Here is a 21735-nt window from a genome sequence, read left to right as displayed (position 1 = left end):
CAGGCGTCACCTGCTAAACGAAACGGTTTCGTTCACCTTGGAATCAGAGTAGCCCTGGGGTCATCGAAACGGGATCGTTTCTTTTGTGGGGTGGGTCACATTCCGGTTAGCGCCGGCCTTCCCGTGGACCTCGCGCGGATCTCACCGCGGAGTCGGTGTCGCGCCAGGCGAGGAAGGCGGGCGCGAGGTGCCCGCGACGGTGGGCGTCGGAGTGGTGTCGGGCAGGTGCGTCTCGCCGCCCGGCGGAATCGCGGTGATGATCATGACGGCGGCCACGGCGGCCGCCGCGAGCAGTACCAGCACCGTGAGAACGCGGGAGCGTATGTCGCGCGTCGGCGTGTCCTCGGGCTTGGGCTCGGGTGCCGCGGTCAGCGGGGCGAGCCACGCCGTGACCTCGTCCGCGCCCGGCCGCAGTGCCGGATCCTTGGTGAGGAGCCTGCGCAGCAGCGGTGTCAACGGGCAGTCCTCGCCCGGCAGTTCGGGCTCCTCGTACACCACCGCCAGTAGCGTCGCCGGCATCGACGGGCGGGCGAACGGCGAACGGCCGGTCAGGGCCGTGCAGAGCGTGGCGCCGAGTGACCACCAGTCGGACGCGGGACCCGGGTCGCCGCCGGTGGCGCGCTCCGGGGGCATGTACTCCGGGGAACCGACCAGCATGCCTTCCTGGGTCAGGGCCTGCATGTCCTGCAGGGCGGCGATCCCGAAGTCGGTCAGGACGACCCGGTGGCCGGGACCGAGCAGGACGTTGCCGGGCTTGACGTCACGGTGCAGCACCCCGGCGGCGTGCACACGGCGCAGGGCCTGGGCGAGGGCGAGGCCGATGCGTGCCGTCTCGCGCACGCTCAGGGGTCCGTGCTCGGTGACCGTCCGCTCCAGCGAGGGTGCGTCGATCAGCTCCATGACGATCCAGAGCCGGTCGTCCTCCTCGGCCACGTCGTAGACCCGGACGACGCCCGGGTGGTCGATGCGTGCCCCGGCCCGTGCCTCGCGCAGCGCGCGCTCCCGACGGGTGCGCAGGTCCTCGTCCGTGCCCGGGCCGTCGACGCTCAGCTCCTTGACCGCGACCGGCCGTTCGAGCACTTCGTCGCGGGCCCGCCACACCCGCCCCATGCCGCCCTGTCCGACGCTCTCCGTAAGGCGGTAGCGGCCCCCTATCCGCATATGTGTTCTCCTCCCAGCCCCTTCCATGACAACACGGTTCGCCCCGTACGGGGCAGGGGTGAGCGGCCGCTGGGGCATGAGTGGGCAACCTGCATGCGAGTGGCGGCGACCTGAGGGTGCATCCCGTTCCGCACGAAGTCCTGTTCCGCACGAAGTCCCGTCCGCCATGAAGGGAGTTCACCGTGCGCACCCGCATCGCGCGTCTACTCACCGTCCTCACCGCCCTGGCCGCACTGTTCGCCGCACCGGGCCTGGCCGCGGCCCCGGCGCAGGCCGCCGACGAGTGGAACCCGCCCGCGAACCTGGTCCAGCCGCTGGGCGAGGTCTGGAACCACGTCGAGACGACCTACCCGGACCTCTACGGCTTCCGCAACTACGGCTGGGACCAGGTCATGGCCAACAAGGGAAGCGTCAACTACTGCGTCCGCTGGGAGTCCGACGCCCCGGTCAGCACCACCCTGCGCGACAGCATCCACGCCGCACTGAAGAAGCAGTTCGCCAAGTGGATGGCCGCCATGCTGGACAACGGCACGGGCACCAACGCCTGGCCCTACACCACCGTGCCGGTCAACATCGTCGGCTGGGCTGTGAAGGACCGCTCGACCCTCCAGTGGACCGACAACTCCGTGGACATCTACGCCGGAAACCTCGATGGCGGCGGTGCCCCGCAGTGCGCGCCGGACTGCGGCCGCTTCTTCCACCAGGACGGCGACTACTCGAAGTGCCCGGGCGGCGCGGCCCGCCACTACGACCAGTCGCTGTGGCTGACGAAGGGCTTCCAGGGCGGCGCCGGCGGGGACTGGGGCCAGCGGGTCGGCCAGGAGTACTTCACCGGCGCGCTGGCGCAGGAGAACATCCATATCTACCTGCACGAGGTCGGGCACACCTTCGGGCTCGACGACTTCTACGACTGGACCCCGACCGGCCAGTGCTGCTTCCTCATGAACGCGGGCAGCGCCGTCCAGATCACGGAGTTCGACAAGTGGATGCTCCGTGACTTCTGGCGCCATCTGAAGAGCCGGTACGGCTACTGACGTAACCGACGCCTTGGCGAGCGGTGCTTCGGCCGACGGCGCGGCCGAAGCACCATTCGGATGGATGCCGTACGGACCATTGACGTCGTCCGAAGCTGCCTGCCATTGTCCTGACTACGTAGTCATGCCGCGCTTTCGGCGTTCGGTTGGGCGGCCTTGACTACGTAGTCCACACCGTGGGGAGGGCACATGACGACGACCGGAGCCGCCGGGCGTCGGCGGCGCGGGCCCGGGATGACCGAGGTCGCGCGGGCCGCCGGCGTCTCGCAGAAGACGGTCTCACGGGTCGTCAACAGCGAGCCGCACGTCAGCCCGGAGGTGCGCGACCGCGTGCTCCGGGTCATCCGGGAGCTGGACTACCGCCCGAACAACGCGGCGCGCGCCCTGCTCCTCGGCCGCTACCGGCGGATCGGTGTCGTCTCGCTGGGCACGGCGCTGTACGGCCCCTCGACGCTGCTCATCGCTCTGGAACGGTCGATGCAGCGGGCGGGTTACTCGTTCGCGCTCGCCAGCACCCTGGAGGGCGAGCGAAGCGAGATGGGGGTCCCCCCGGACGGAGTCTGGGGGAGGGTGCCCGTCGCCGTGGAGGCACTCCTGGAGCAGGGCGTGGACGGCATCGTCCTGTCCGAGCCGATCGACGACGGCACCCCGCTCCGGCTCAGCGCGGAGGTACCGGTCGTCAGCCTCGCGGAGGGCGTCGAACTCACCGACGGGGTGGGCGCGGTGGTCGGTGCCGACGGGGTCGCGGCCGCCCGGCTCGCCACCGAGCACCTGCTCTCCCTGGGACATCGCACCGTCTGGCACATCCCCGGCCCCCAGGACTGGTGGGCCGCTCGCGACCGTCTGCGCGGCTGGCGCGAGGCGCTCGCGGCCGCCGGCGCCCCCGAACCAACGCTGCCCACCCCGGGCGACTGGAGCCCGGCGTCCGGGTACGCCGCCGGCCGACAGCTCGCCCAACTCTCCGACGTCACCGCGGTGTTCGCCGCCAACGACGACATGGCCCTCGGCGCCCTGCGCGCGTTCGCCGAGGCCGGACTGTCCGTCCCCGGCGACGTGAGCGTCGTCGGCTACGACGACATCCCCGCCGCCGCCCACCTCTCACCGCCCCTGACCACCGTCCGGCACGACACGACGGCGCTCGCGAACCATGCCGTGGACGTGCTGATCGCGATGATCGAGGGCCGCCCCCGTCCGGCCCAACACGACGGTATCCCCGTCGAGTTGGCCGTACGGGCCTCCAGCGGGCCGGTGCGCAGTCGGACGACCACCGACTGATCCCCGCCGCCACCCCTGCCCGCGTGCGCCGCCCGGGACGGCCGCGCACGCACTCCCCGTAGCCGCACCGCGTGAGGAGTCACGTGTGTACACAGCACCCCCATCCCGCCGCGCCCTGTTGCGCGCCGGCCTCGGCCTCGGCACGGCCGCCGCACTGGCCGCCTGCGGAGGCGAGAGCACCACGGCCCGCACCTCCGGCGACGTGACGCTTTCCCTCTGGACCCACGACCCCGGATACGAGGCCTTCTTCCGCAAGGGCATACCCGAGGCCGACCGGCTCACCGACTTCCGCTACCACCTCGACGTCACCCGCGCCGGACCCGCCGACCTCGTCACCAAGCTGCTCGCCCAAGCCGTGGCAGGCCGCGGCACCCCCGACACGATCGGCTTCGAGATCGGCAGCTTCCCCCGCATGCTGCGCGGCGACATCGCCCCGCGCCTGCTGCACGACCTGACCCCCGACATCGCCGCCGTCCCCGGTCTGAAGGACGACCTGCTGCCCGCCCGCATCGCCCCCTACAGCAGGGACGGCAAGGTCTACGCCCTCGACTCGGACACCCCGATGGTCGTCTACTACTACCGCGACGACCTGTTCACGGAGTGGAACCTCCCCACGGACACCCCCACTTGGGAGGAGTTCGCCGAGGTCGGCGCCCGGGTGCACAAGGACCACGGCGCCTCGCTGTGCGTCGTCTCCACCGTGGGCAGCGACACCGGCCAGGTCGTGCAGTCCTTCCAGATGCTGCTCTACCAGCGCGGCGGAGCCTTCTTCGACGCCGACCAGAACCTGGTGCTCGACTCCCCGGAGGCCGAGGAGGTGCTCCGCTTCCTCTGCGAGGGGCTGCGCACCGGCTTCGTCATCGACATCTCCGACTACTACGGGGCGGCGATGCAGACCGCCCTCAAGACGAACAGGGTCGTCGGGCTGCCCATGGCCATCTGGTACAAGAGCTACGGCCTGGTCTCCAACGTGCCGGAACAGAAAGGGAAGTGGCGGGTGCGGGCCCTGCCCCGGTTCACGAAGGGCGGCGGGGTCACCGCCGCGCTCGGCGGCACCGGCTTCGGTGTCGTCAAGGACAAGGCCAACACCGAGGCGGCCACCGACTTCCTCCTCAACACGTGGCTCACCCACGAGGGCCAGGTGCGCCGCTTCACCGAGACCGGCTATCTGCCGACCCGCCGCTCGGTGTACGAGGATCCCCGACTCAATGCCGCGCAGGACGACTTCTGCGGCGGGCAGCGCCTCTTCAGCCTCTACCGCTCGTTGCTGCCGGACGTGCCGGCCTTCTACCAGAGCCCGGACCAGTCGATCCTCTTCGACGTCCTCGCCGGCAACCTCCTGCGCGCCTACCGCGGCGACGTCACCCCGCGCCAGGCACTGAAGCAGACCGCAGCCGACTACCGCGACCAGGCCGGACGTTAGGAGGACCGCCATGACCACCGCCATAGCGGGCCGGGCCCGTACCGCCGAAGAGCGCTCGGGCACGCACGGCACCGCTCACCGCCCGCGCAGGTCCTGGGCGCCGTACCTCTTCATCTCGCCCTTCTATCTCCTCTACGTCCTGTTCATGCTGGTCCCCGTCGCGGTCTCGCTGTGGCTGAGCCTGACCGAATGGGTCGGCCTCGGCACCCCGCACTGGGTGGGGCTGCGCAACTACCGTCTCCTCGCCACCGACATCAGCTTCCACCGCGCCCTCGGCAACACGGCCGTCTTCGTGCTCGTCGCGGTCTGCGTCGTCGTCCCGCTCGCCCTGCTCATCGCCCAGGCCCTCAACACCCGTGGCCTGCGCGCCCGCGACCTGTGGCGCACCGCCTACTTCGTGCCGATCGTCGTCTCACCGATCCTCGTCGCGCTCATCTTCGGCCTGCTCTTCGACCGGCAGTTCGGGCTCGTCAACTCGGTGCTGCGCGCCCTGTTCGGCACCGGCGGCGTCGACTGGCTCGGCGACCCGAGCCTGGCCAAGGTGAGCATCGCCCTGGTCATGGTGTGGCGCTGGACCGGCTATCTCACCGTCTTCTTCCTCGCCGGACTCCAGGCGGTACCAAGGGAGTTGTACGAGGCCGCCGCGATCGACGGCGCCGGACGCCTGCGCACCTTCACCACCGTCACCCTGCCGGCGCTGAAGCCGGTGACGGCCTTCGTCGTCGTCACCTCCTTCATCGGTGCCGCCCAGATCTTCGAGGAGCCGTACCTGCTGACCGGCGGCGGACCGGCCGAGTCGACCCTCTCGGTGACGATGTTCATCTACCGGGCCGCCTTCCAGCGCCAGCAGTTCGGGTACGCCGCCGCGGCGGCCGTCGTCCTGTTCGTCCTCGTCTTCGGCCTCAGCCAGCTCTTCAACCGTCTCCTCGGCATCGGGAGGGCCACCTCATGACGCGCACGCGCGTGCCGCTCTACGGCGCACTGGTCCTGCTGCTCCTGGCCTTCTTCGCCCCGCTGCTGTGGGCGTTGAGCGGATCGTTCAAGCCGCGCGGCGACATCTTCGGCTATCCGCCGCGGCTGTTCCCCGACCCGTTCACCCTCGACAACTACCAACGCCTCTTCTCCGAGCAGCCGTTCTGGCGCTGGTTCCTGATGAGCACGGTCGTCGCCCTCGTCGCCACCGCCGTGTCCGTCTTCGTCTGCGCACTGGCCGGCTACGGCTTCGCCAAGTTCCGCTTCACGGGCAAACGGCTGCTGTTCGGCGTGATGTTCAGCTCGCTGTCCATCCCGTTCGCGGTGATCCTCGTGCCGTTGTTCGTGATCCTCGTCAAGACCGGCCTGGGCAGCCCGTGGTTCGCGCTGATCGTGCCGTGGGTGGCGCCCGCGTTCGGGATCTTCATGATGCAGCAGTACATCGTGCAGTCCATCCCGGACTCGGTGCTGGAGGCGGCCCGGATCGACGGGGCCAGCGAGTTCGGCATCTTCCGGACCATCGTGCTGCCCCTGCTGCGGCCCTCGCTCGGCGCGCTCGCCGTGTGGCAGTTCCTGCAGAGCTACAACAGCTTCCTGTGGCCGCTGGTCCTGGTCTCCGACAGCTCCCAGTACACCCTGCCGCTGGGCCTGCAGACCCTGTTCGTCTCGGAACAACGGCAGTACGACCTCGTGCTCGCCGGAGCCGTCCTCGCCGTCGTACCCGCGGTCGCCCTCTTCGTCGTCCTCCGCAAACAGCTCCTGGAAGGCCTGTCCACGGGCGCGGTCAAGGGCTGACGGACCAAGGCCTGACGGACAAGGGCTGACGGACAAGGGCTGACAACCACTCAATCACCGTATGGGAGAAGGATGTTCGAGCTTCCTCGCCGGGTTCTCTTCGGCGCCGCCTACTACCACGAGTACCAGCCGTACGAGCGTCTCAAGGACGACCTCGACCTGATGGCCGAGGCCCGCTTCACCGTGATCCGGGTCGGCGAGTCCGTGTGGTCCACCTGGGAGCCGGAGAACGGCCGCTTCGACCTGGACTGGCTGCGGCCGGTGCTGGACGGCGCCCACGAGCGCGGCATCGCGGTGATCCTCGGGACACCGACGTACGCCGTGCCGCCGTGGCTCGCTCGCCACTACCCGGAGATCGCGGGGGAGCGGCGCACGGGAGAGCGCATCGGCTGGGGCGGCCGCCAGGAGGTCGACCTGACCCACCCGGCGTTCCGCTTCCACGCCGAGCGGGTCATCCGGAAGATCGTCGCCCGGTACGCCGACCACCCGGCAGTCATCGGCTTCCAGGTCGACAACGAACCGGGCCTCCATCTCCTCCACAACCGTGGGGTGTTCCAGCGCTTCACCGACGAACTCCGCGCCCAGTACGGCGACGTGGAGACCCTCAACCGCGAGTGGGGCCTGGTCTACTGGTCGCACCGGCTGTCCACCTGGGCCGACCTGTGGACCCCGGACGGCAACGCCCAGCCGCAGTACGACCTGGCCTGGCGGCGCTTCCAGGCCCGGCTCGTCACCGAGTTCATCACCTGGCAGGCGGACATCGTCCGCGAGTACGCCCGCCCCGGCCAGTTCGTCACCACCTGCATCTCCTACGACCGCCCGGGCGTCGAGGACGACAAGCTCACCGAGCGGCTCGACGTCACCGCGGGCAACCCGTACTACACGATGCAGGACGCCCTGGAACTGCCGGACACGGGCGGATCCGGCCAGGACTGGACGACCAACGGCACCTGGGCGCTCTACCGCAGCGCCGACCGTATGTACTCCTCCCGCCAGGAACCCTTCCTGGTGACCGAGACCAACGCCCAGGCCATCAGCTATCCCTGGAACAACCGCCCCGCCTACGACGGCCAGTGGCGCCAAGCGGCCTGGGCCCTCGTCTCCCGCGGCGCCTCGATGATCGAGTACTGGCACTGGCACACCCTGCACTTCGGCACCGAGACCTACTGGGGCGGCATCCTCCCGCACAACGGCCGCCCCGGGCGCGTGTACCGGGAACTCGCCGTGCTGGGTGAGGAGTTGGAGAAGGCGGGCGACCTGGTGGCGGCGCTCACCCCGGACGCCGAGGTCGCCTTCGTCCACGACGGCCCCAGCAAGTGGGCGCTCCAGGCCCAGCCGCCCCTGGCCGCCCCTGACGGCAGCGCGAACGAGCGGTCGTACGAGACGGTCTTCGACGCCTTCTACCGGGGCGCCTTCGACGCCGGACTGCAGACGCGCATCCTCCACCCCGGCCAGCTCCAGGCCGGCGAGCTGCCTCCCGTTCTGGTCGTGCCCGCCTACTACGCGGCCGACGACGAGATCCTCGACCGGCTGGTGGCCTACGCCGAAGCGGGCGGCCACCTCGTGCTGGGCCCCCGCACCGGTTACGGCGACACCGAGGCGAGGGCGCGTACCGACGTGCAGCCCGCACGTCTGGCCGGGGCGGCCGGAGTGACGTACGACGAGTTCAGCAACCTGGTCGCCCCGCTGCCCGTGACCGGCACCGCCACCCTGCCCCTCCCGCCCGAGGCCCGCGCCCTGCACTGGACAGACGGCCTCCGGCCACAAGGAGCCGAGGAGCTGGCGTCGTACGAGCATCCCCACTTCGGACGCTGGCCCGCGGCCACCACCCAGCGTCACGGCGCCGGACGGATCACCTACGTCGGCACGGTCCCCGACCCCGCCTTCGCCCGGGCCCTGTTCGAGTGGGCGGCCCCGGCCGACGCCTGGCGCCCGTCCCAGCCGAGCGTCACCGCGACGTCGGCCACCGCACGGGACGGCCGCCGGGTCCGCTTCCTGCACAACTGGTCGTGGGAGCCGGTGTCGGTGCCGGTTCCCGGGGCCGTGCGAGACGTGTTGTCGGACGAGGTGTACCCGGATGCCGTTCCCCTGGGACCCTGGGACGTGAAGATCCTCACCGAGGAACGGTCTGAGGAACCGGCTTAGGGAGCCCCGGATGACGCAGTTGTCGGACCTCGCCTGGACGGCCGTACCGGACCGGCCGCTCGTCCTGGTGCCGCTCGGCTCCTTCGAGCAGCACGGTCCGCATCTGCCCCTGGACACCGACACGCGGATCGCCGACGCCGTCGCGCACGAAGTGGCGCGGCGGCTGGGGGAGAGGGTGCTGGTGGCGCCGCCGGTCGTCTACGCGGCCAGCGGGGAGCACCAGTCCTTCGCCGGGACCGTCTCCATCGGCAACGAGGCACTGCGGTTCCTGCTCGTGGAGCTCGTGCGCTCGCTCACCCTCTGGTCCGGCCCGGTCGTGTTCGTCAACGGCCATGGCGGGAACGTGCGTTGCCTGTCCGGGGCCGTGTCGCAACTGGTGGAGGAGGAGGGTCGGGACGTCGCCTGGATTCCCTGCTTCCCGGCGGGGGGCGACGCGCACGCCGGTCACACCGAGACCTCGCTCATGCTCCATCTCGCCCCGGAACGCGTGGACATGACGCGCGCGGCGACCGGAAACACGGCTCCTCTGCGGGAGTTGATGCCCGCGATGCTCGCCGGAGGTGTCGGCGCCGTGTCGCCCTCCGGTGTGCTCGGCGACCCGACGACCGCGACGGCGGAGGAAGGCGCACGCCTCTTCGACGAGCTGGTCGGCCATGTCCTGGGGCTCGTCGGGGGAGCGCTGAGAGACGGAGCCCCCTCGTGACCGGGGCCGCCGTCGAGACCGTACGGCGGTGGCTGGGGTCCCTCGGCGACTTCGCACCACCTCCGGTCGCCGTCGAGTGCCCGTACCTGGGCTGGGCGGCCTCCGGCGGCATGGCGCTGACGGGTGAGGCGGGCGGTCCGCCCGTCCTGTCGCCGGGACCGATGCTGTCCCTGATCGGTGCGGTCGGCGGCGCCCTGTCGGCACTGGGCGCCGACCTCGACCCGGCCCTTCTGCTCGGCGGCCGGGCAGGCGCCATGAACCTGACCCGGCAGGGCCGTACGTCCGCGGGCGGCGCGAGCAGACTGCTGCCCGCGGCGGACGGCTGGCTGGCGGTGACGTTGAGCCGCCCGGACGACTTCGAGCTCGTACCGGCGATGCTGGGCCGAGCCGATGTGGCCGATCCCTGGGACGACCTCGCCACGGCCGTACGCGGGGCCCCGGCGCGGGAGTTCGCCGCGCACATCCGTCTCTTCGGCGTCCCCGCCGCCGCCCTGCCGGCCGGCCCAACAGCGATCGACACGCCCTGGAAGGCCACCTCGATCGCCGCGCCCCACAAGACCGACCGCCCCCTCGTCGTCGACCTCTCCTCGCTGTGGGCCGGCCCCCTGTGCGCCCACTTGCTCGGCCGGGCCGGCGCCCGGGTGGTCAAGGTGGAGAGCACGCTGCGGCCCGACGGCGCGCGGGCCGGCGACCGGCGGTTCTACGACTGGCTCCACGCCGGGCACGAGAGTGTCGCCGTGGACTTCACCTCGACGGCGGGGCGTGCGGTGCTCGCCGAACTGATCGAGGCCGCCGACGTCGTGATCGAGGCGTCCCGGCCGCGTGCGCTCGCCCAGCTGGGGCTGGCCCCGGAACGCCTCGGTCATCGCGCGGGCAAGGTGTGGATCGGCATCACGGGGTACGGCCGGGGCCGGCCCGACCGGGTCGCCTTCGGTGACGACGCGGCGGTCGCCGGAGGACTCGTGGGCCGCTCGGACGGCGGGCCGGTGTTCTGCGCCGACGCGATCGCGGATCCGCTGACGGGCCTGGTCGCCGCGCTGGGTGCGCTCGGCTCCCTGGCCGGCGGAGGCGGGCATCTGATCGACGTATCGATGAGGGACGTGGCGGCGGCGTTCGCCGGGACGCCCTCTTCCTGCGAGGGGCCGCACGAGGTACGGGCGGATGGTCCCGGATGGGTGGTGGGGTGTCGGCTGCTCGGCCGGACGCGGGCGGTTCTTCCTCCGCACGCTCCGGTGCCGGACGGTACGGCGGTCGAGTCGGGCGCCGACACGGAGGGCGTACTGGCGGGACTACGGGCCCGGTGAGGTCAGGCGCCGTACACGATCCTCCCGCCGATGATGGTGGCCCGGACCAGCCCGGCGTCGGGTGCGCGCAGCGCGTCCGTCAGCGGCCGGTCCAGCAGGACGAGGTCGGCCGAGTGGCCCACCGTGATCCGCCGTGCTGGTCCCGCGGGATTCTCCAGCGGGGAGAGCAGTCCTCTCAGTACCGTCTCGGCGGGGACCCGCTCGTCCGGGCCGAGCACCCGCCCGGACGGTGTCCTCCGCTCCGTCGCCGCACGCAGACAGGCCCAGGGATCGGGGTTCCCGTAGGGAGCGTCGCTGCTGGGGGCCACCTGTACGCCCGCCCTCAGCAGTCCGGCGTACCGCCACAGGTCCGGCCGGTCCTCCGGCTCGACCCGCGCCCAGTAGTCGTCGCCGCGCAGGGCCACGAGCGTCGGCTGGGTGACCACCAGGATTCCCCGTAGGGCCAGTTCCTTCGCCGCGGCCGGGTCGGCGACGGCACAGTGCTCGACGCGGTCCCCTTCCCTCCCGCCCGCCAGGTCGAACGCGGCCAGCGTCAGGGCCAGGGCCGTACGCGACACGCAGTGCACGGCGACGGGACGGCCGTCGGTATGGGCCCGCCGTATGCGATCGGCCAGGTCGTCGAGGGGCGGGAGCTCGTGATCGGCGACGACCAGCTTGACCGGGCCGATACTCAGCCGCGGATGGGCTCGCGTCGACCGAGTCGAGGGGGCGGGGTCGGGGGCCATCACCATGACGTGCTGGGGCAGTTCGTCCCGCCGTACCGCGTCCGCGAGGACCTCGGCGGCGCCCGGGTCCGGCGTGGCGTCGGCGACGTGCGTGACGCCGAGGGCGGCCAGCCGTGCGCCCACCGCCCGTAGCGAGGGCGGCCGCCCGCCGAGCGCCTCCCGTAGCCAGGCGTCGGCCCGCCACAGCCGCCCCGTCGGCCGGCCGGAGCCGTCGCGCTCGACGCCTTCGTGCGCGGCAGCCGCCGCCCCGAGCCGTTCCAGCCCGGCGGAGTTGACCAGCCACAGGGCGCCGGACCGGTGCTGCACCCGTACCGGAACAGCCGGGCTCCACGCGTCGAGGTCGAGATCGCCGTGCACCACGTCGTCATGGCCGACCACGCGCACCCACCCGTCCCCGTCGACCGCGGCCCGCGAGATCACGGAGGCCAAGTCCGCACGGGGTACGGCGGACACGTCGAGCGAGGCGTCACGAGCCGCCATGGCCGTGAGGTGCAGATGGTGATCGGCCAGGCCGGGAAGCAGGGCGCCGCCATCGCCTCGTACGACCAACTCATCGGCGCCCACGCGCAGGTGAGGTCCGATCTCCGCCACGACGCCCCCGCGGATCCGGCAGTCGACCAGACGGCCCCGGATCTCCACGCCGCGCAGGAGCAGGTCACCCGTCATGGTCGCCGATCTCGTCCACCAGCCCCCACCGCAGCGCGGTGCCGGCGTCGACCCTGGCCCCGCTCAGCATCATCCACGCCGCCCGCCACCGCCCGACCCGTCGCGGCACGCTCACCGTTCCGCCGGCGCCGGGCACCAGGCCCATCGCCATCTCGGGCAGCAGGAAGAACGTGTCCGGCGAGGCCACCACACGGCCCGCGAAGGCGGCCATCTCGATTCCCGCGCCCACTGCCGCCCCGTGCACGCGGACCGTCACCCGCTCCCGCATCCGGTCGACCAGCCGCCAGGGTGCCCGTTCCAGCCGCACCAGGTACGCCGCCACGAGGTCCTTCGCGGTCCCGAACTCGGCGAGATCGCCACCGCTGCTGAACACCGGCCCGGCGCCGGTCAGTTCGACCTCGTCGATCGTGGCGTCGAGAGCGGCGATCTCCAGTGCCTCGAACAGTTCCTCCCGCATCCGGAAACTGAAGGCGTTGCGCCGCTCGGGACGGTCCAGCTGGACCGACAGCCTGCCGCCGTCCCGCTCGACACGCACCAATGGCCGGTCCGGCTCCGGGGAACGGGTCGCGCCCCGCCCGGCCAGCCAGGCGGCGAACTCGCTTCCGCCGAGCAGCATCGAGTACGCCGCCGCCTCGGCCGCCAGCCCCGGGAGCGTGCCCAAGGACGGTGTCTGACGCAGCAACTGGCCCAGTGCCAGGGCCGCCTGGGGATGCCGCTCGACGGTGAGAGCCAGCTCGTCGTACGCCTTCTTCGGATCCGCCACGGACACCCGCTCCCGTGCGTCCGCGTCGACGTCCGGACCCGCCAGCGTCAGCGTCAGTGCCTCCATCAGTGGTCGCAGCCGGTCCGGCGGCTGCCGGGTCGCGACCCCGATGGCGAGCGGCAAGGAGTCGGCCACCTGGGCCGCGGTGGTCGTCACCCGGACCGGATCGGCGGCGTGCCAGTCGTCGAGATCCAGGCATCTCACCTCACGGGAGAACATCCACCCTCCTCTGCGGTATTGGCATTCTCATTTACTGCAAGTAGCGTATCCAGTTGATGAATGACTTCGCCCACACCTCGTCCGGCATCCCGCTCAAGCCGGTCTACGGACCGGCGGACCGCGCTGCCGAGCCGCCCGACCCGGGCACCTTCCCCTTCACGCGCGGCAACTATGCCACCGGTTACCGGGGGCGCCTGTGGACGCTGCGGCAGTACTCGGGATTCGGCACCGCCGAGGAGTCCAACCGCCGCTACCGCTACCTGCTGGAACAGGGCGGCACCGGACTCTCGGTGGCCCTCGACCTGCCCACGCAGTGCGGCTACGACTCCGACGACCCGGAGGTGGGCGAGGAGGTCGGCCGGGTGGGCGTCGCCGTCGACACCCTCGCCGACGCGGAGGTCCTGTTCGAGGACATCCCCCTGGACCGGATCAGCACCAGCTTCACCATCAACGGCACGGCGGCGATCCTGCTCGCCTTCTATGTGGCCGCCGCCGAGAAGCGCGGTGTTCCGCGGGAGAAGCTCACCGGCACGATCCAGAACGACATTCTCAAGGAGTACGCCTCCCGCGGGACCTGGATCTGGCCGCCCGAACCGTCCCTGCGGCTGATCGCCGACACCATCGAGTTCTGCGCGGCCGAGGTGCCGAGGTTCAACGCGATCTCGGTGGCCGGCGCGCACTTCCGTGACGCGGGCGCCAACGCCGTACAGGAAATGGCGTTCACACTCGCCGACGGGGTCACCTACTGCGACACCGTGCTGGCACGCGGCCGTATGACGATCGACCAGTTCGCCCCGCAGGTCTCCTTCTTCTTCTACACGCACGGCGACTTCTTCGAGGAAATCGCCAAGTACCGGGCGGGACGCAGGCGTTGGGCGACCATCGTCCGGGAGCGCTACGGCGCGAGCTCGGACAAGGCCGCGATGTTCCGCTTCGGCTGTGTGGCCGGAGGTGCTTCCCTGTACGCCCCGCAGGCGCGCAACAACACCGTCCGGGTCGCCTACGAGGCACTGGCCTCCGTGCTCGGCGGCGTCCAGTCGATGTTCACGGCCGCCTGGGACGAGCCCTTCGCCCTGCCCAGCGAGGAGTCGGCGACGCTCGCCCTGCGCACCCAGCAGATCCTCGCCCACGAGACGGGCGTGGCCCGCGTGGCCGACCCGCTCGGCGGCTCGTACTTCGTCGAGGCGCTCACCGACGCCACCGAGGCCCGCATCGTCGAGATCATGGACGACCTGGAGCGGCACGGGGGCATGGTCCGCGCCATCGAGGACGGCCATCTGCAGGGGCTCATCGCGGACGAGGCCTACCGGATCCACCAGGACGTCGAGGCGGGCACGCGCCCGGTCATCGGCGTCAACCGCTTCGTCGACGAGGACGAACCGGCGCCGGACGTCGCCACGTACGAGCTGGACGCCAAGGGCCGCGAGGTGCAGCTGAAACGGCTCGCCCGGGTGAAGGCCGAGCGGGATCCGGCAGCCGTCCGGGCGGGTCTCGCCGACCTGTCCCGTGCGGCGGAGGGCGACGACAACCTCATGGGGCCGCTGATCGACTGCGCCAACGCCTACTGCACGGTCGGCGAGATGGTCGCCGCCCTCAAGGACGTGTGGGGCGAGTTCCAGCAGCCGGTGGTGTTCTGATGGGGACCCGGATTCTCATCGCCAAGCCAGGGCTCGACGGCCACGACCGGGGCGCCAAGATCGTCGCGCGGGCGCTGCGCGACGCGGGCTTCGAGGTCGTCTTCACCGGCATCCGGCAGCGGATCGAGGACATCGTGGCGACCGCCGTCCAGGAGGACGTCGCGCTGGTCGGCCTGAGCATGCTGTCCGGGGCGCATCTGGCGCTGACGGCCCGGACCGTCGAGGGTCTCAGGGCCGCCGACGCGGGCGACATCACGGTTGTCGTCGGCGGCACCATCCCCCCGGCCGACGTACCCCGACTGAAGGCCGCGGGCGCCGCCGCCGTGTTCCCCACCGGAACACCCCTTGACGTCGTGGTCGCGGACGTGCGCGCCCTCACCTCACCCTGACACCTGGAGGACACGTGCGGATCGGCGTGATGATCGGGCCCGAACGGGGGGACTCCGCGCGGAAGGTCTCGCGGATGCTCGCGGACGTGGAGTGGGCCGAGTCGGCGGGAATGGACACTGCCTGGATTCCCCAAATACCCACGGATTTCGACGCGTTGACCGCCGTCGCGCTGATGGGCGCGCGGACGTCGCGGATCGAGCTCGGCACCGCCGTCGTACCGCTCCAGGCCCAGCACCCCATCGCGCTCGCCCGCCAGGCGCTGTCCACGCAGGCGGCCACGGGCGGACGGCTGGCGCTGGGCGTCGGCCCCTCGCACCACTGGATCATCCAGGACATGCTCGGTCTGCCCTACGAGCGACCGGCCGGCCTCACCCGCGACTACCTCGACGTCCTGGACGCGGCCCGGCGCGGACCCGGCCCGATCGACGTCGAGAACCGCACCTACACCGTGCACAACCCCCTCGACCTCGCTCCCGTCGCCCCGCTGCCGATCCTCCTCGCCGCCCTCGGCCCGGTCATGCTGGCCATCGCGGGGGAGCGGGCCGACGGAACCGTCCTGTGGATGGCCGACGAGAGGGCCGTTGCCGACCACGTCGTACCCCGTATCACCAAGGCCGCCGAGGCCGCCGGACGTCCCGCGCCGCGGATCGTCGCCGGCATCCCCGTCTGCCTGTGCCGCCCCGCGGAGACCGACGCGGCCCGCGAGCGCGCGAACCGCATTCTCGGGGAGGCGGAGATCTCGCCCAACTACCAGCGGCTGCTGGACTACGGCGATGCCAGGGACATCGGCGATCTGTGCGCAGCGGGCGACGAGGCGGCCATCGCGGCCCGGTTCAAGCGGTTCGCCGACGCCGGGGTGACCGACCTGTCCGTACGACTGCTGCCCATCGGGGAGGGCCGGGACGAGCTGGTCGCCTCCAAGCGCCGTACCAGGGAAATGATCGCCTCCCTCGCGGCGGAGTTCCGGTGACCCCCGGACCGCTCGCCGGCATCCGGATCCTCGAGGTCGGCCACATCCTCGCGGGCCCCTTCGCCACCATGCTGCTCGCCGATCTCGGCGCCGAGGTGACCAAGATAGAGCCACCGGGAGGGGACCTCTCGCGGCAGGTGAGCGACGCCTACTTCGCCAGTCTCAACCGGAACAAGCGCAGCATCTGCCTCGACCTCACCACGGAGGAGGGACAGGGGCGGCTGGCCGAACTGGTCGCGGACGCACACGCGTTGCTGGTGAACCTCAAGCCGTCGGTGATACGGCGGCTCGGGCTGACGTACGACGCGTTGTGCGGCGTCAACGAGCGGCTCGTCTGCGTCGCCGTCACCGGATACGGGCTCGACGCCGGCGACGACCCGGCCTTCGACTACGTCATCCAGGCCGCGACCGGCGTCGCCGCGCTCACCGGCGACCCCGACGGGCCGCCCACCCTGCCCGGCTACTCCTCGGTCGACAACTCGGCCGCCCTGACAGCCGCGTTGGGCCTTCTCGCGCAGATCGTCTCCGGGCGAGGTGGCCAAGTGGAAGTGGCGCTGCGGGACGTGATGCTGGCCCAGCTCAACTACCGGGCGTCGGCCTACCTCAACGAGGGAGCCGAGCCGCGCCGCCTGCCGTACGGGGCACACTCCTACTATGTGCCGGCTCAGCTGTTCCCCACGTCCGAGGGGCACTTGGCGCTGTTCGTCACGCACGACGGCTTCTGGAAGACCTTCGCCACGGAGGCAGGGATCGACGGCTTCCCGACGATGGCCGAGCGGGCGGCGCGCCGCGAGGAGGTCCTCGCCGTCGTGACGCGTGCCCTGGCCGCCGACACGGCCCGGGGCTGGGAGGCGCGGCTGCGGCCGCTCGGTGTGCCGGCGGCGGCGGTCCGTACGCTGCCGGAGGCGCTGGACGCTGCCCCGGAGATGATCGTGCGGGCCGGTGACTACCGGCTGGTCGGGAGCCCGGTCCGGGTCGCCGGCTACGAGCCCGAGCATCGGCCCCCGCCCGGGCTCGGCGAGCACGGTCACTCGTAGTGGACGGTCACTGATCCGTCGTCCGGCACACCCTGGCAGGTGAGGACGTACCCCTCGGCCACTTCCTCGTCGGTGAGAGCGTCGTTCTCACGCATGGTCGCGCTGCCCTCCGTCACCTTCGCCATGCAGGTGGCGCAGTTGCCGGCCTCGCAGGAGAACGGCGGGTTGAGACCGGCTCGTCGGGCACTCTGCAGCAGGGTCTCGCCCGGGTGCTTGGGTACCGAGGCACGGCGGTTGCCGAGCACGATGGTGACGGTGCCCTTGTCCTCGGGCGGTTCGACGGCAGGTTTGTCGTCGGTCCGCTTGTCGGTCGGTTTGTCGGCCTGCTCGGCGACGGGCGCCGGGTCGACCGGTGTCCCGCCGAACCGCTCGCTGAACACCCGTCCTGGCCCCGGCAGCGCGGACTCCACGAGCTCCATGAAGGGCTCCGGTCCGCACACATACGCGTCCGCGTCACCGTCCGCCCCGACGAACTCCCGCACGGCTGCCGCGTCGACGAAGCCCCGCTCGACGTCGAGGTGCCGTACGACCGACAGGCGGCCGGGGTAGTGCTCGGACAGTTCGGTGAGGGCCGACTCGAAGATCGCTGACGGCCGGTCGCGGTCGGCGCACAGCAGCCGGACGCGGCGGTCGGTCGTCGCCAGGGCGCTCTTGGCCAGCGAGAGGATCGGGGTGATCCCGCTGCCGCCGCTGAAGCCGAGCAGCGGGGCCCCGGCCGGGCGCAGGCAGAAGCGCCCCCTGGGCAGGGTGAGTTCGAGCTCGTCGCCCTCGGCCACATGGTCGTGCAGCCAGTTGGAGACCCTGCCGCCCGGTACGCGCTTGACGGTCGTCATCAGCTCGGCTTCGGTCTCCGGGGCGCTCGACATCGAGTAGGACCGGAGCAGGTCCTTGTCGTCCACGCGGACCCGGAAGACGCAGAACTGGCCCGCTTCATAGGAGAACGGGCCCTCATGAGGTTCGAGCACGAAGGTCCGGGCGTCCTCGGTCTCCTGGACGATTTTGACGACGGTCGCGCGCCGGAACGGGGCGGGGATCGCCATGGACGCCCTCCTCTACCTCTGGTATCAAGGTTCTGTCACTGCGAGAATACTATTCTCACCAAGCAGATGGGACCCTCTCCATGGGTGGGGATGAGAAAGCCGTGCTGGTCTTCGAGGACCGGCTGTACAGCCAGGGCGAGTTGGCAGCCCTGGCCGACGGGCTGGCCGGGACGCTGGCCCGGCGGGGCGTCGGGGTGGGGACACGGGTGGCCCTCATGTCGTCCAACCGGCCGGAGTTCGTGATCGCCGTACAGGCCGTGTGGCGGCTCGGTGCGGCGGTCGTCCTGCTCAGCCCCGCGTGGAAACGCGGCGAGGTCGAGCACGCCCTGGAGATCACGAAGCCGACCCACGCCGTCGGCGACCACCCCGTGCTCGCCGACCTGATGTCGATGCTGCACCTGGACGAGCGGGTCGAGCCGGTCGAGCCGGGGAGTGGGCTCTTCCCGTCACCCGATCCGGAATCCGATGCCGTCCTGGTGTTCAGCTCGGGCACGACCGGCCTGCCCAAGGCCGTCCGGCACACCTATGCCTCGCTCGCCGCCGCCGTGGGCCACTGGCGCGAGGCGCTCCGGCTCACCTCGGACGACCGAATCCAGATCGCCACCCCGCCCTCGCACATCCTCGGCCTGCTGAACATCGTGACGGCCCTGGAGGTCGGCGCCCGAGTGCGCCTGCACCGCCGCTTCGACCTCGACCGGCTCCTGCACCACATCGAACTCGACCGCATCACCGTGGAGATGGCGGTCGCACCCATCGCCCTCGCCCTCGCCTCCCACCCGAAGCTGGAGTCGTACGACCTCTCGTCCCTGCGCTTCATCATGTGGGGCGCCACGCCGGTGACGCCGAGCGTCGCCGAGACCGTGACCCGGCGCACGGGGGTCGGCTGGGTGCCCGCCTACGGCGCGAGCGAACTGCCGGTCATCGCCTGCAACCCGCTCGACGGGGCCCGGCTGGACACCCCGGGGCGACCCGTGCCCGGGGTGAGCGCGCGCGTGGTGTCCCTGGAGACCGGGAAGCCGGTCGGGCCGGGCGAGACCGGGGAGATCGAGGTACGAGCGGACTCCCTCATGGCCGGCTACCTGCCGGCCGAGGCGACGGCGGAGGCGTTCCACGACGGCTGGTACCGGACCGGCGACGTCGGCAGTCTCGACGCGGAGGGCTGGCTGCACCTCACGGACCGGTCCAAGGAGATGATCAAGGTGCGGGCCTTCCAGGTCGCGCCCGCCGAGATCGAGGCCGTGCTGTACGGCCATCCCGCGGTCGCCGACTGTGCGGTGTTCGGCATCCCCGACGCGGCCGACGGGGAGGCGGTCGTCGCCGCCGTCCGGGCCGCGCGCCCGGTCCAGGCCGCCGAGCTCGTCGCCCTGGTCGGCGACACGCTGGCCTCCTACAAACGGCCGAGCCGTGTGGAGTTCGTGGCCGACATCCCCCGCCTGCCGTCGGGAAAGGTGCTGCGGCGAGTCCTCAAGGACCGTTTCCTCAAGGAGCGCGATGGACGTACGTCTGACAGCTGAACAGCGCCAACTCCGGGACGCGGCCGCCCGGTTGGCCAGCGACCTCGGCCCCGGATCGGTCCTCGACCTCGACGACCGGCACCGGATCGCACGGCTGGAGAAGGCGGTCGAGGCGACCGGCTGGCGGAACCTGCGCTCGGACGGGGCGTCCGGGGTCGAAGTGGCCCTGGTCGTCGAGGAGTTCGGACGCGGGCTCGTCGACGTCCCGTTCCTCGGACCCGTACTCGCCGACGACCTGCGAAGGCAGGTGGGCTCCACGGTCCCCGCGGCGACCATCGCGGTCGGCTCCTCGGCGCGGGACGCGCACGGCATGCGCCACGCCCTCACCCTCGACGGCGACCGTGTCCTGTCGACCGAGGTCGGCCCACGCGCCCCCGGCGCCGACCTGACCCGGCACAACGCCGCACTGCGCGACGCGTCCGAGCCAATCGGTACCCTGCCCCCCGAACTCGCCGAACGCTGGCGGGTGTTGGCCCTGGTCGCCACCTGCGCGGACCTCGTCGGAACGGCCCGCGGCGCGCACACGCTCGCCCGTGACCACGCCAAGATTCGCGAGCAGTACGGCAGGACCATCGGCTCCTACCAGGCCGTGGCCCACCTCCTGGCCGAAGGGCTGGCCCTGATCGAGGGCTCGGTGAGCGTCCTGCGGCACGCCGCCTGGGCCGTCGACGAACTCACGCCCGCCGAAGCACTCAGGGCCGCCCGCATCGCCAAGCTCTACTGCGCCCGCGCCGCACGCACCGTCTGCGAGACGGCCGTGCAAGTGCACGGCGGCATCGGCAACACCTGGGAGTGCCTCGCCCACGTCCATCTGCGCCGGGCCCTGGTGTCCACCGAACTGTTCCCCGTGCGCCTGGAGGAGATCGACTGTGGACTTTCGTGACTCGCCCGAAGAGGCCGCGTTCCGGGACCGGTTGCGGGACTGGCTGGCCGAGCGGGCGGGGACGTTCCCGACCTCGGGCGACGAGTACTGGGCCCGCCAGGGCGAATGGCACCGGGCACTGCACGCGGCCGGCTTCTTCGGCCTGTCCTGGCCCGAGCGGTACGGCGGGCACGAACTGCCGCCCGTCTACGACGTCATCCTCGACGAGGAACTGGCCCGAGCGGGTACCCCGCCCCGCCCCAGCCTCGGCTATCTGGTCCAGGGCCTCGGCCGCCACGGCGGCGAGGAACTGTGCCGCCGCTTCCTCCCCGGCATGATCGACGGCACCGAACGCTGGTGCCAGGGCTTCAGCGAACCCGGAGCCGGCTCCGACCTCGCGTCGCTCACCACCACGGCCACGCGTGACGGGGACGCGTACGTCGTACAAGGCCACAAGATCTGGACCAGCTACTCGGACGTGGCCGACTGGTGCCTGCTCCTCGCGCGCACGGACCCGGACGTACCCCGCCACAAGGGGATCTCGGCGTTCGTGGTCTCCATGCACCAACCCGGCATAGAACAGCGCCCGTTGAAGATGATGAGCGGGGTGACCAAGGAGTTCGGTCAGGTCCTCTTCGATGGCGCCCGGGTCCCCGCCGACCAGATGGTGGGGGCGCCGGGGGAGGGCTGGGCGCTCGCGATGACGGTCGTCGGACACGAACGTGAGCCGGCGACACTGGGCTTCTCGGCCCGGTACGGCAAACTCGTCCGCCAACTGGCCGCCCGTACAAAGGGATCCGCACCACCGCCGGAACTCGCCTGGGCCGCCGTGGAAGCCGAGATGCTGCGGCTGCACGTACGGCGTCGGCTGTCCGAGCAGCTCGACGGTGTCTCGCACGGCCCCGAGGGCTCCCTGGACAAGCTGCTCATGACCTGGGCGGAACAGGCGGTCGGGCACGCGGCCCTCGCCGTCGGTGGCACGGAGGACCCCGAGCTGCTGAACGCCTACCTCTACAGCCGCGCGCAGAGCGTCATGGGCGGCACCTCGCAGATCCAGAAGAACATCATCGCCTCGCGCATCCTCGGACTGGGAGACTGAC

Annotated in this window: 19 protein-coding genes; 15 read left to right on the top strand and 4 right to left on the bottom strand. The window is 71.5% G+C overall.

What is annotated here, in order from left to right; all coding sequences use genetic code 11:
- Positions 1-141 precede the first annotated feature (141 nt).
- The gene (locus tag IG08_RS53985) at positions 142-1161 is read right to left on the bottom strand and encodes a protein kinase domain-containing protein (RefSeq protein ID WP_078655485.1); all 1020 of its coding nucleotides are present in this window, start codon (positions 1159-1161) and stop codon (positions 142-144) included.
- Between the two features lie 182 nt (positions 1162-1343).
- On the opposite strand from IG08_RS53985, the gene IG08_RS0107875 reads away from it, so the two are divergent.
- The 8 genes from IG08_RS0107875 (at position 1344) to IG08_RS0107840 (ending at position 10812) form a co-directional block, all read left to right on the top strand.
- Entirely contained in the window at positions 1344-2195 is an 852-nt protein-coding gene (locus IG08_RS0107875; protein WP_030598031.1) for a hypothetical protein, read from the top strand.
- A gap of 189 nt (positions 2196-2384) precedes the next feature.
- On the top strand, positions 2385-3470 hold the full coding sequence (locus IG08_RS0107870) for a LacI family DNA-binding transcriptional regulator (protein WP_234342825.1): 1086 nt from the start codon (positions 2385-2387) through the stop codon (positions 3468-3470).
- Between the two features lie 85 nt (positions 3471-3555).
- A complete protein-coding gene (locus IG08_RS0107865; RefSeq protein ID WP_030598028.1) occupies positions 3556-4893 on the top strand; it encodes an ABC transporter substrate-binding protein in 1338 nt (445 codons plus the stop codon).
- Positions 4894-4903: 10 nt separating this feature from the next.
- Positions 4904-5845 (top strand): carbohydrate ABC transporter permease, encoded by a 942-nt coding sequence (locus IG08_RS0107860; RefSeq protein ID WP_030598027.1) that lies wholly within the window; start codon positions 4904-4906, stop codon positions 5843-5845.
- A complete protein-coding gene (locus IG08_RS0107855) occupies positions 5842-6660 on the top strand; it encodes a carbohydrate ABC transporter permease (protein ID WP_030598026.1) in 819 nt (272 codons plus the stop codon). The genes IG08_RS0107860 and IG08_RS0107855 overlap by 4 nt, the downstream gene beginning before the upstream one ends.
- A 72-nt stretch (positions 6661-6732) precedes the next feature.
- A complete protein-coding gene (locus tag IG08_RS0107850) occupies positions 6733-8805 on the top strand; it encodes a beta-galactosidase (RefSeq protein WP_030598025.1) in 2073 nt (690 codons plus the stop codon).
- 10 nt (positions 8806-8815) lie between these two features.
- The gene (gene mftE / locus IG08_RS0107845; protein WP_052424528.1) at positions 8816-9508 is read left to right on the top strand and encodes a mycofactocin biosynthesis peptidyl-dipeptidase MftE; all 693 of its coding nucleotides are present in this window, start codon (positions 8816-8818) and stop codon (positions 9506-9508) included.
- A complete protein-coding gene (locus IG08_RS0107840) occupies positions 9505-10812 on the top strand; it encodes a CoA transferase (protein ID WP_052424527.1) in 1308 nt (435 codons plus the stop codon). The genes mftE and IG08_RS0107840 overlap by 4 nt, the downstream gene beginning before the upstream one ends.
- 2 nt (positions 10813-10814) lie before the next feature.
- On the opposite strand, the gene IG08_RS0107835 is transcribed toward IG08_RS0107840, so the two are convergent.
- Together IG08_RS0107835 and IG08_RS0107830 are read right to left on the bottom strand one after the other, a co-directional pair.
- Positions 10815-12203, bottom strand: a complete 1389-nt coding sequence (locus IG08_RS0107835) for an amidohydrolase family protein (protein ID WP_030598019.1) — start codon at positions 12201-12203, stop codon at positions 10815-10817.
- Positions 12193-13185, bottom strand: coding sequence for an enoyl-CoA hydratase/isomerase family protein (locus IG08_RS0107830; protein WP_030598017.1), 993 nt, complete (start codon positions 13183-13185; stop codon positions 12193-12195). Before IG08_RS0107830 ends, IG08_RS0107835 begins: the two co-directional genes overlap by 11 nt.
- A 56-nt stretch (positions 13186-13241) precedes the next feature.
- Between IG08_RS0107830 and IG08_RS0107825 the strand changes: the two genes are divergently transcribed.
- The 4 genes from IG08_RS0107825 to IG08_RS0107810 are packed head-to-tail and all read left to right on the top strand — an operon-like array spanning position 13242 to position 17219.
- Positions 13242-14822, top strand: coding sequence for a methylmalonyl-CoA mutase family protein (locus IG08_RS0107825; RefSeq protein ID WP_030598014.1), 1581 nt, complete (start codon positions 13242-13244; stop codon positions 14820-14822).
- Positions 14822-15211 carry a cobalamin B12-binding domain-containing protein gene (locus IG08_RS0107820; RefSeq protein WP_030598011.1) on the top strand — a complete coding sequence of 130 codons (390 nt, stop codon included), beginning with the start codon at positions 14822-14824 and terminating at the stop codon, positions 15209-15211. Before IG08_RS0107825 ends, IG08_RS0107820 begins: the two co-directional genes overlap by 1 nt.
- A gap of 14 nt (positions 15212-15225) precedes the next feature.
- A complete protein-coding gene (locus IG08_RS0107815) occupies positions 15226-16182 on the top strand; it encodes a TIGR03564 family F420-dependent LLM class oxidoreductase (RefSeq protein ID WP_030598008.1) in 957 nt (318 codons plus the stop codon).
- Entirely contained in the window at positions 16179-17219 is a 1041-nt protein-coding gene (locus IG08_RS0107810; RefSeq protein WP_030598006.1) for a CaiB/BaiF CoA transferase family protein, read from the top strand. Before IG08_RS0107815 ends, IG08_RS0107810 begins: the two co-directional genes overlap by 4 nt.
- Here the strand turns inward: IG08_RS0107810 and IG08_RS0107805 are convergent.
- Positions 17210-18259: a ferredoxin--NADP reductase gene (locus IG08_RS0107805; protein WP_030598003.1), complete on the bottom strand. Its 1050-nt coding sequence runs from the start codon at positions 18257-18259 to the stop codon at positions 17210-17212. The genes IG08_RS0107810 and IG08_RS0107805 overlap by 10 nt on opposite strands.
- Positions 18260-18339: 80 nt before the next feature.
- Between IG08_RS0107805 and IG08_RS0107800 the strand changes: the two genes are divergently transcribed.
- From IG08_RS0107800 to IG08_RS0107790, 3 genes are read left to right on the top strand one after another with little or no spacing between them, the layout of a single operon-like run.
- Positions 18340-19773: a class I adenylate-forming enzyme family protein gene (locus IG08_RS0107800; RefSeq protein WP_030598000.1), complete on the top strand. Its 1434-nt coding sequence runs from the start codon at positions 18340-18342 to the stop codon at positions 19771-19773.
- The gene (locus IG08_RS0107795) at positions 19751-20656 is read left to right on the top strand and encodes an acyl-CoA dehydrogenase family protein (RefSeq protein WP_030597996.1); all 906 of its coding nucleotides are present in this window, start codon (positions 19751-19753) and stop codon (positions 20654-20656) included. The genes IG08_RS0107800 and IG08_RS0107795 overlap by 23 nt, the downstream gene beginning before the upstream one ends.
- Positions 20643-21734: an acyl-CoA dehydrogenase family protein gene (locus tag IG08_RS0107790; RefSeq protein ID WP_030597995.1), complete on the top strand. Its 1092-nt coding sequence runs from the start codon at positions 20643-20645 to the stop codon at positions 21732-21734. Before IG08_RS0107795 ends, IG08_RS0107790 begins: the two co-directional genes overlap by 14 nt.
- The last annotated feature ends 1 nt before the right edge of the window (position 21735 follow it).

The sequence above is a fragment of the Streptomyces fulvoviolaceus genome (assembly GCF_000718165.1).
GTDB lineage: Bacteria > Actinomycetota > Actinomycetes > Streptomycetales > Streptomycetaceae > Streptomyces > Streptomyces fulvoviolaceus.
This window is presented reverse-complemented; position numbering and strand designations above follow the sequence as displayed.

Coding starts and splice junctions, on each gene's coding strand:
- IG08_RS53985 (WP_078655485.1), bottom strand. CDS start 1,161: ATGCGGATAGGGGGCCGCTACCGCCTTACGGAGAGCGTCGGACAGGGC.
- IG08_RS0107870 (WP_234342825.1), top strand. CDS start 2,385: ATGACGACGACCGGAGCCGCCGGGCGTCGGCGGCGCGGGCCCGGGATG.
- IG08_RS0107860 (WP_030598027.1), top strand. CDS start 4,904: ATGACCACCGCCATAGCGGGCCGGGCCCGTACCGCCGAAGAGCGCTCG.
- IG08_RS0107855 (WP_030598026.1), top strand. CDS start 5,842: ATGACGCGCACGCGCGTGCCGCTCTACGGCGCACTGGTCCTGCTGCTC.
- IG08_RS0107850 (WP_030598025.1), top strand. CDS start 6,733: ATGTTCGAGCTTCCTCGCCGGGTTCTCTTCGGCGCCGCCTACTACCAC.
- mftE (WP_052424528.1), top strand. CDS start 8,816: ATGACGCAGTTGTCGGACCTCGCCTGGACGGCCGTACCGGACCGGCCG.
- IG08_RS0107835 (WP_030598019.1), bottom strand. CDS start 12,203: ATGACGGGTGACCTGCTCCTGCGCGGCGTGGAGATCCGGGGCCGTCTG.
- IG08_RS0107830 (WP_030598017.1), bottom strand. CDS start 13,185: ATGTTCTCCCGTGAGGTGAGATGCCTGGATCTCGACGACTGGCACGCC.
- IG08_RS0107825 (WP_030598014.1), top strand. CDS start 13,242: ATGAATGACTTCGCCCACACCTCGTCCGGCATCCCGCTCAAGCCGGTC.
- IG08_RS0107820 (WP_030598011.1), top strand. CDS start 14,822: ATGGGGACCCGGATTCTCATCGCCAAGCCAGGGCTCGACGGCCACGAC.
- IG08_RS0107805 (WP_030598003.1), bottom strand. CDS start 18,259: ATGGCGATCCCCGCCCCGTTCCGGCGCGCGACCGTCGTCAAAATCGTC.
- IG08_RS0107800 (WP_030598000.1), top strand. CDS start 18,340: ATGGGTGGGGATGAGAAAGCCGTGCTGGTCTTCGAGGACCGGCTGTAC.
- IG08_RS0107795 (WP_030597996.1), top strand. CDS start 19,751: ATGGACGTACGTCTGACAGCTGAACAGCGCCAACTCCGGGACGCGGCC.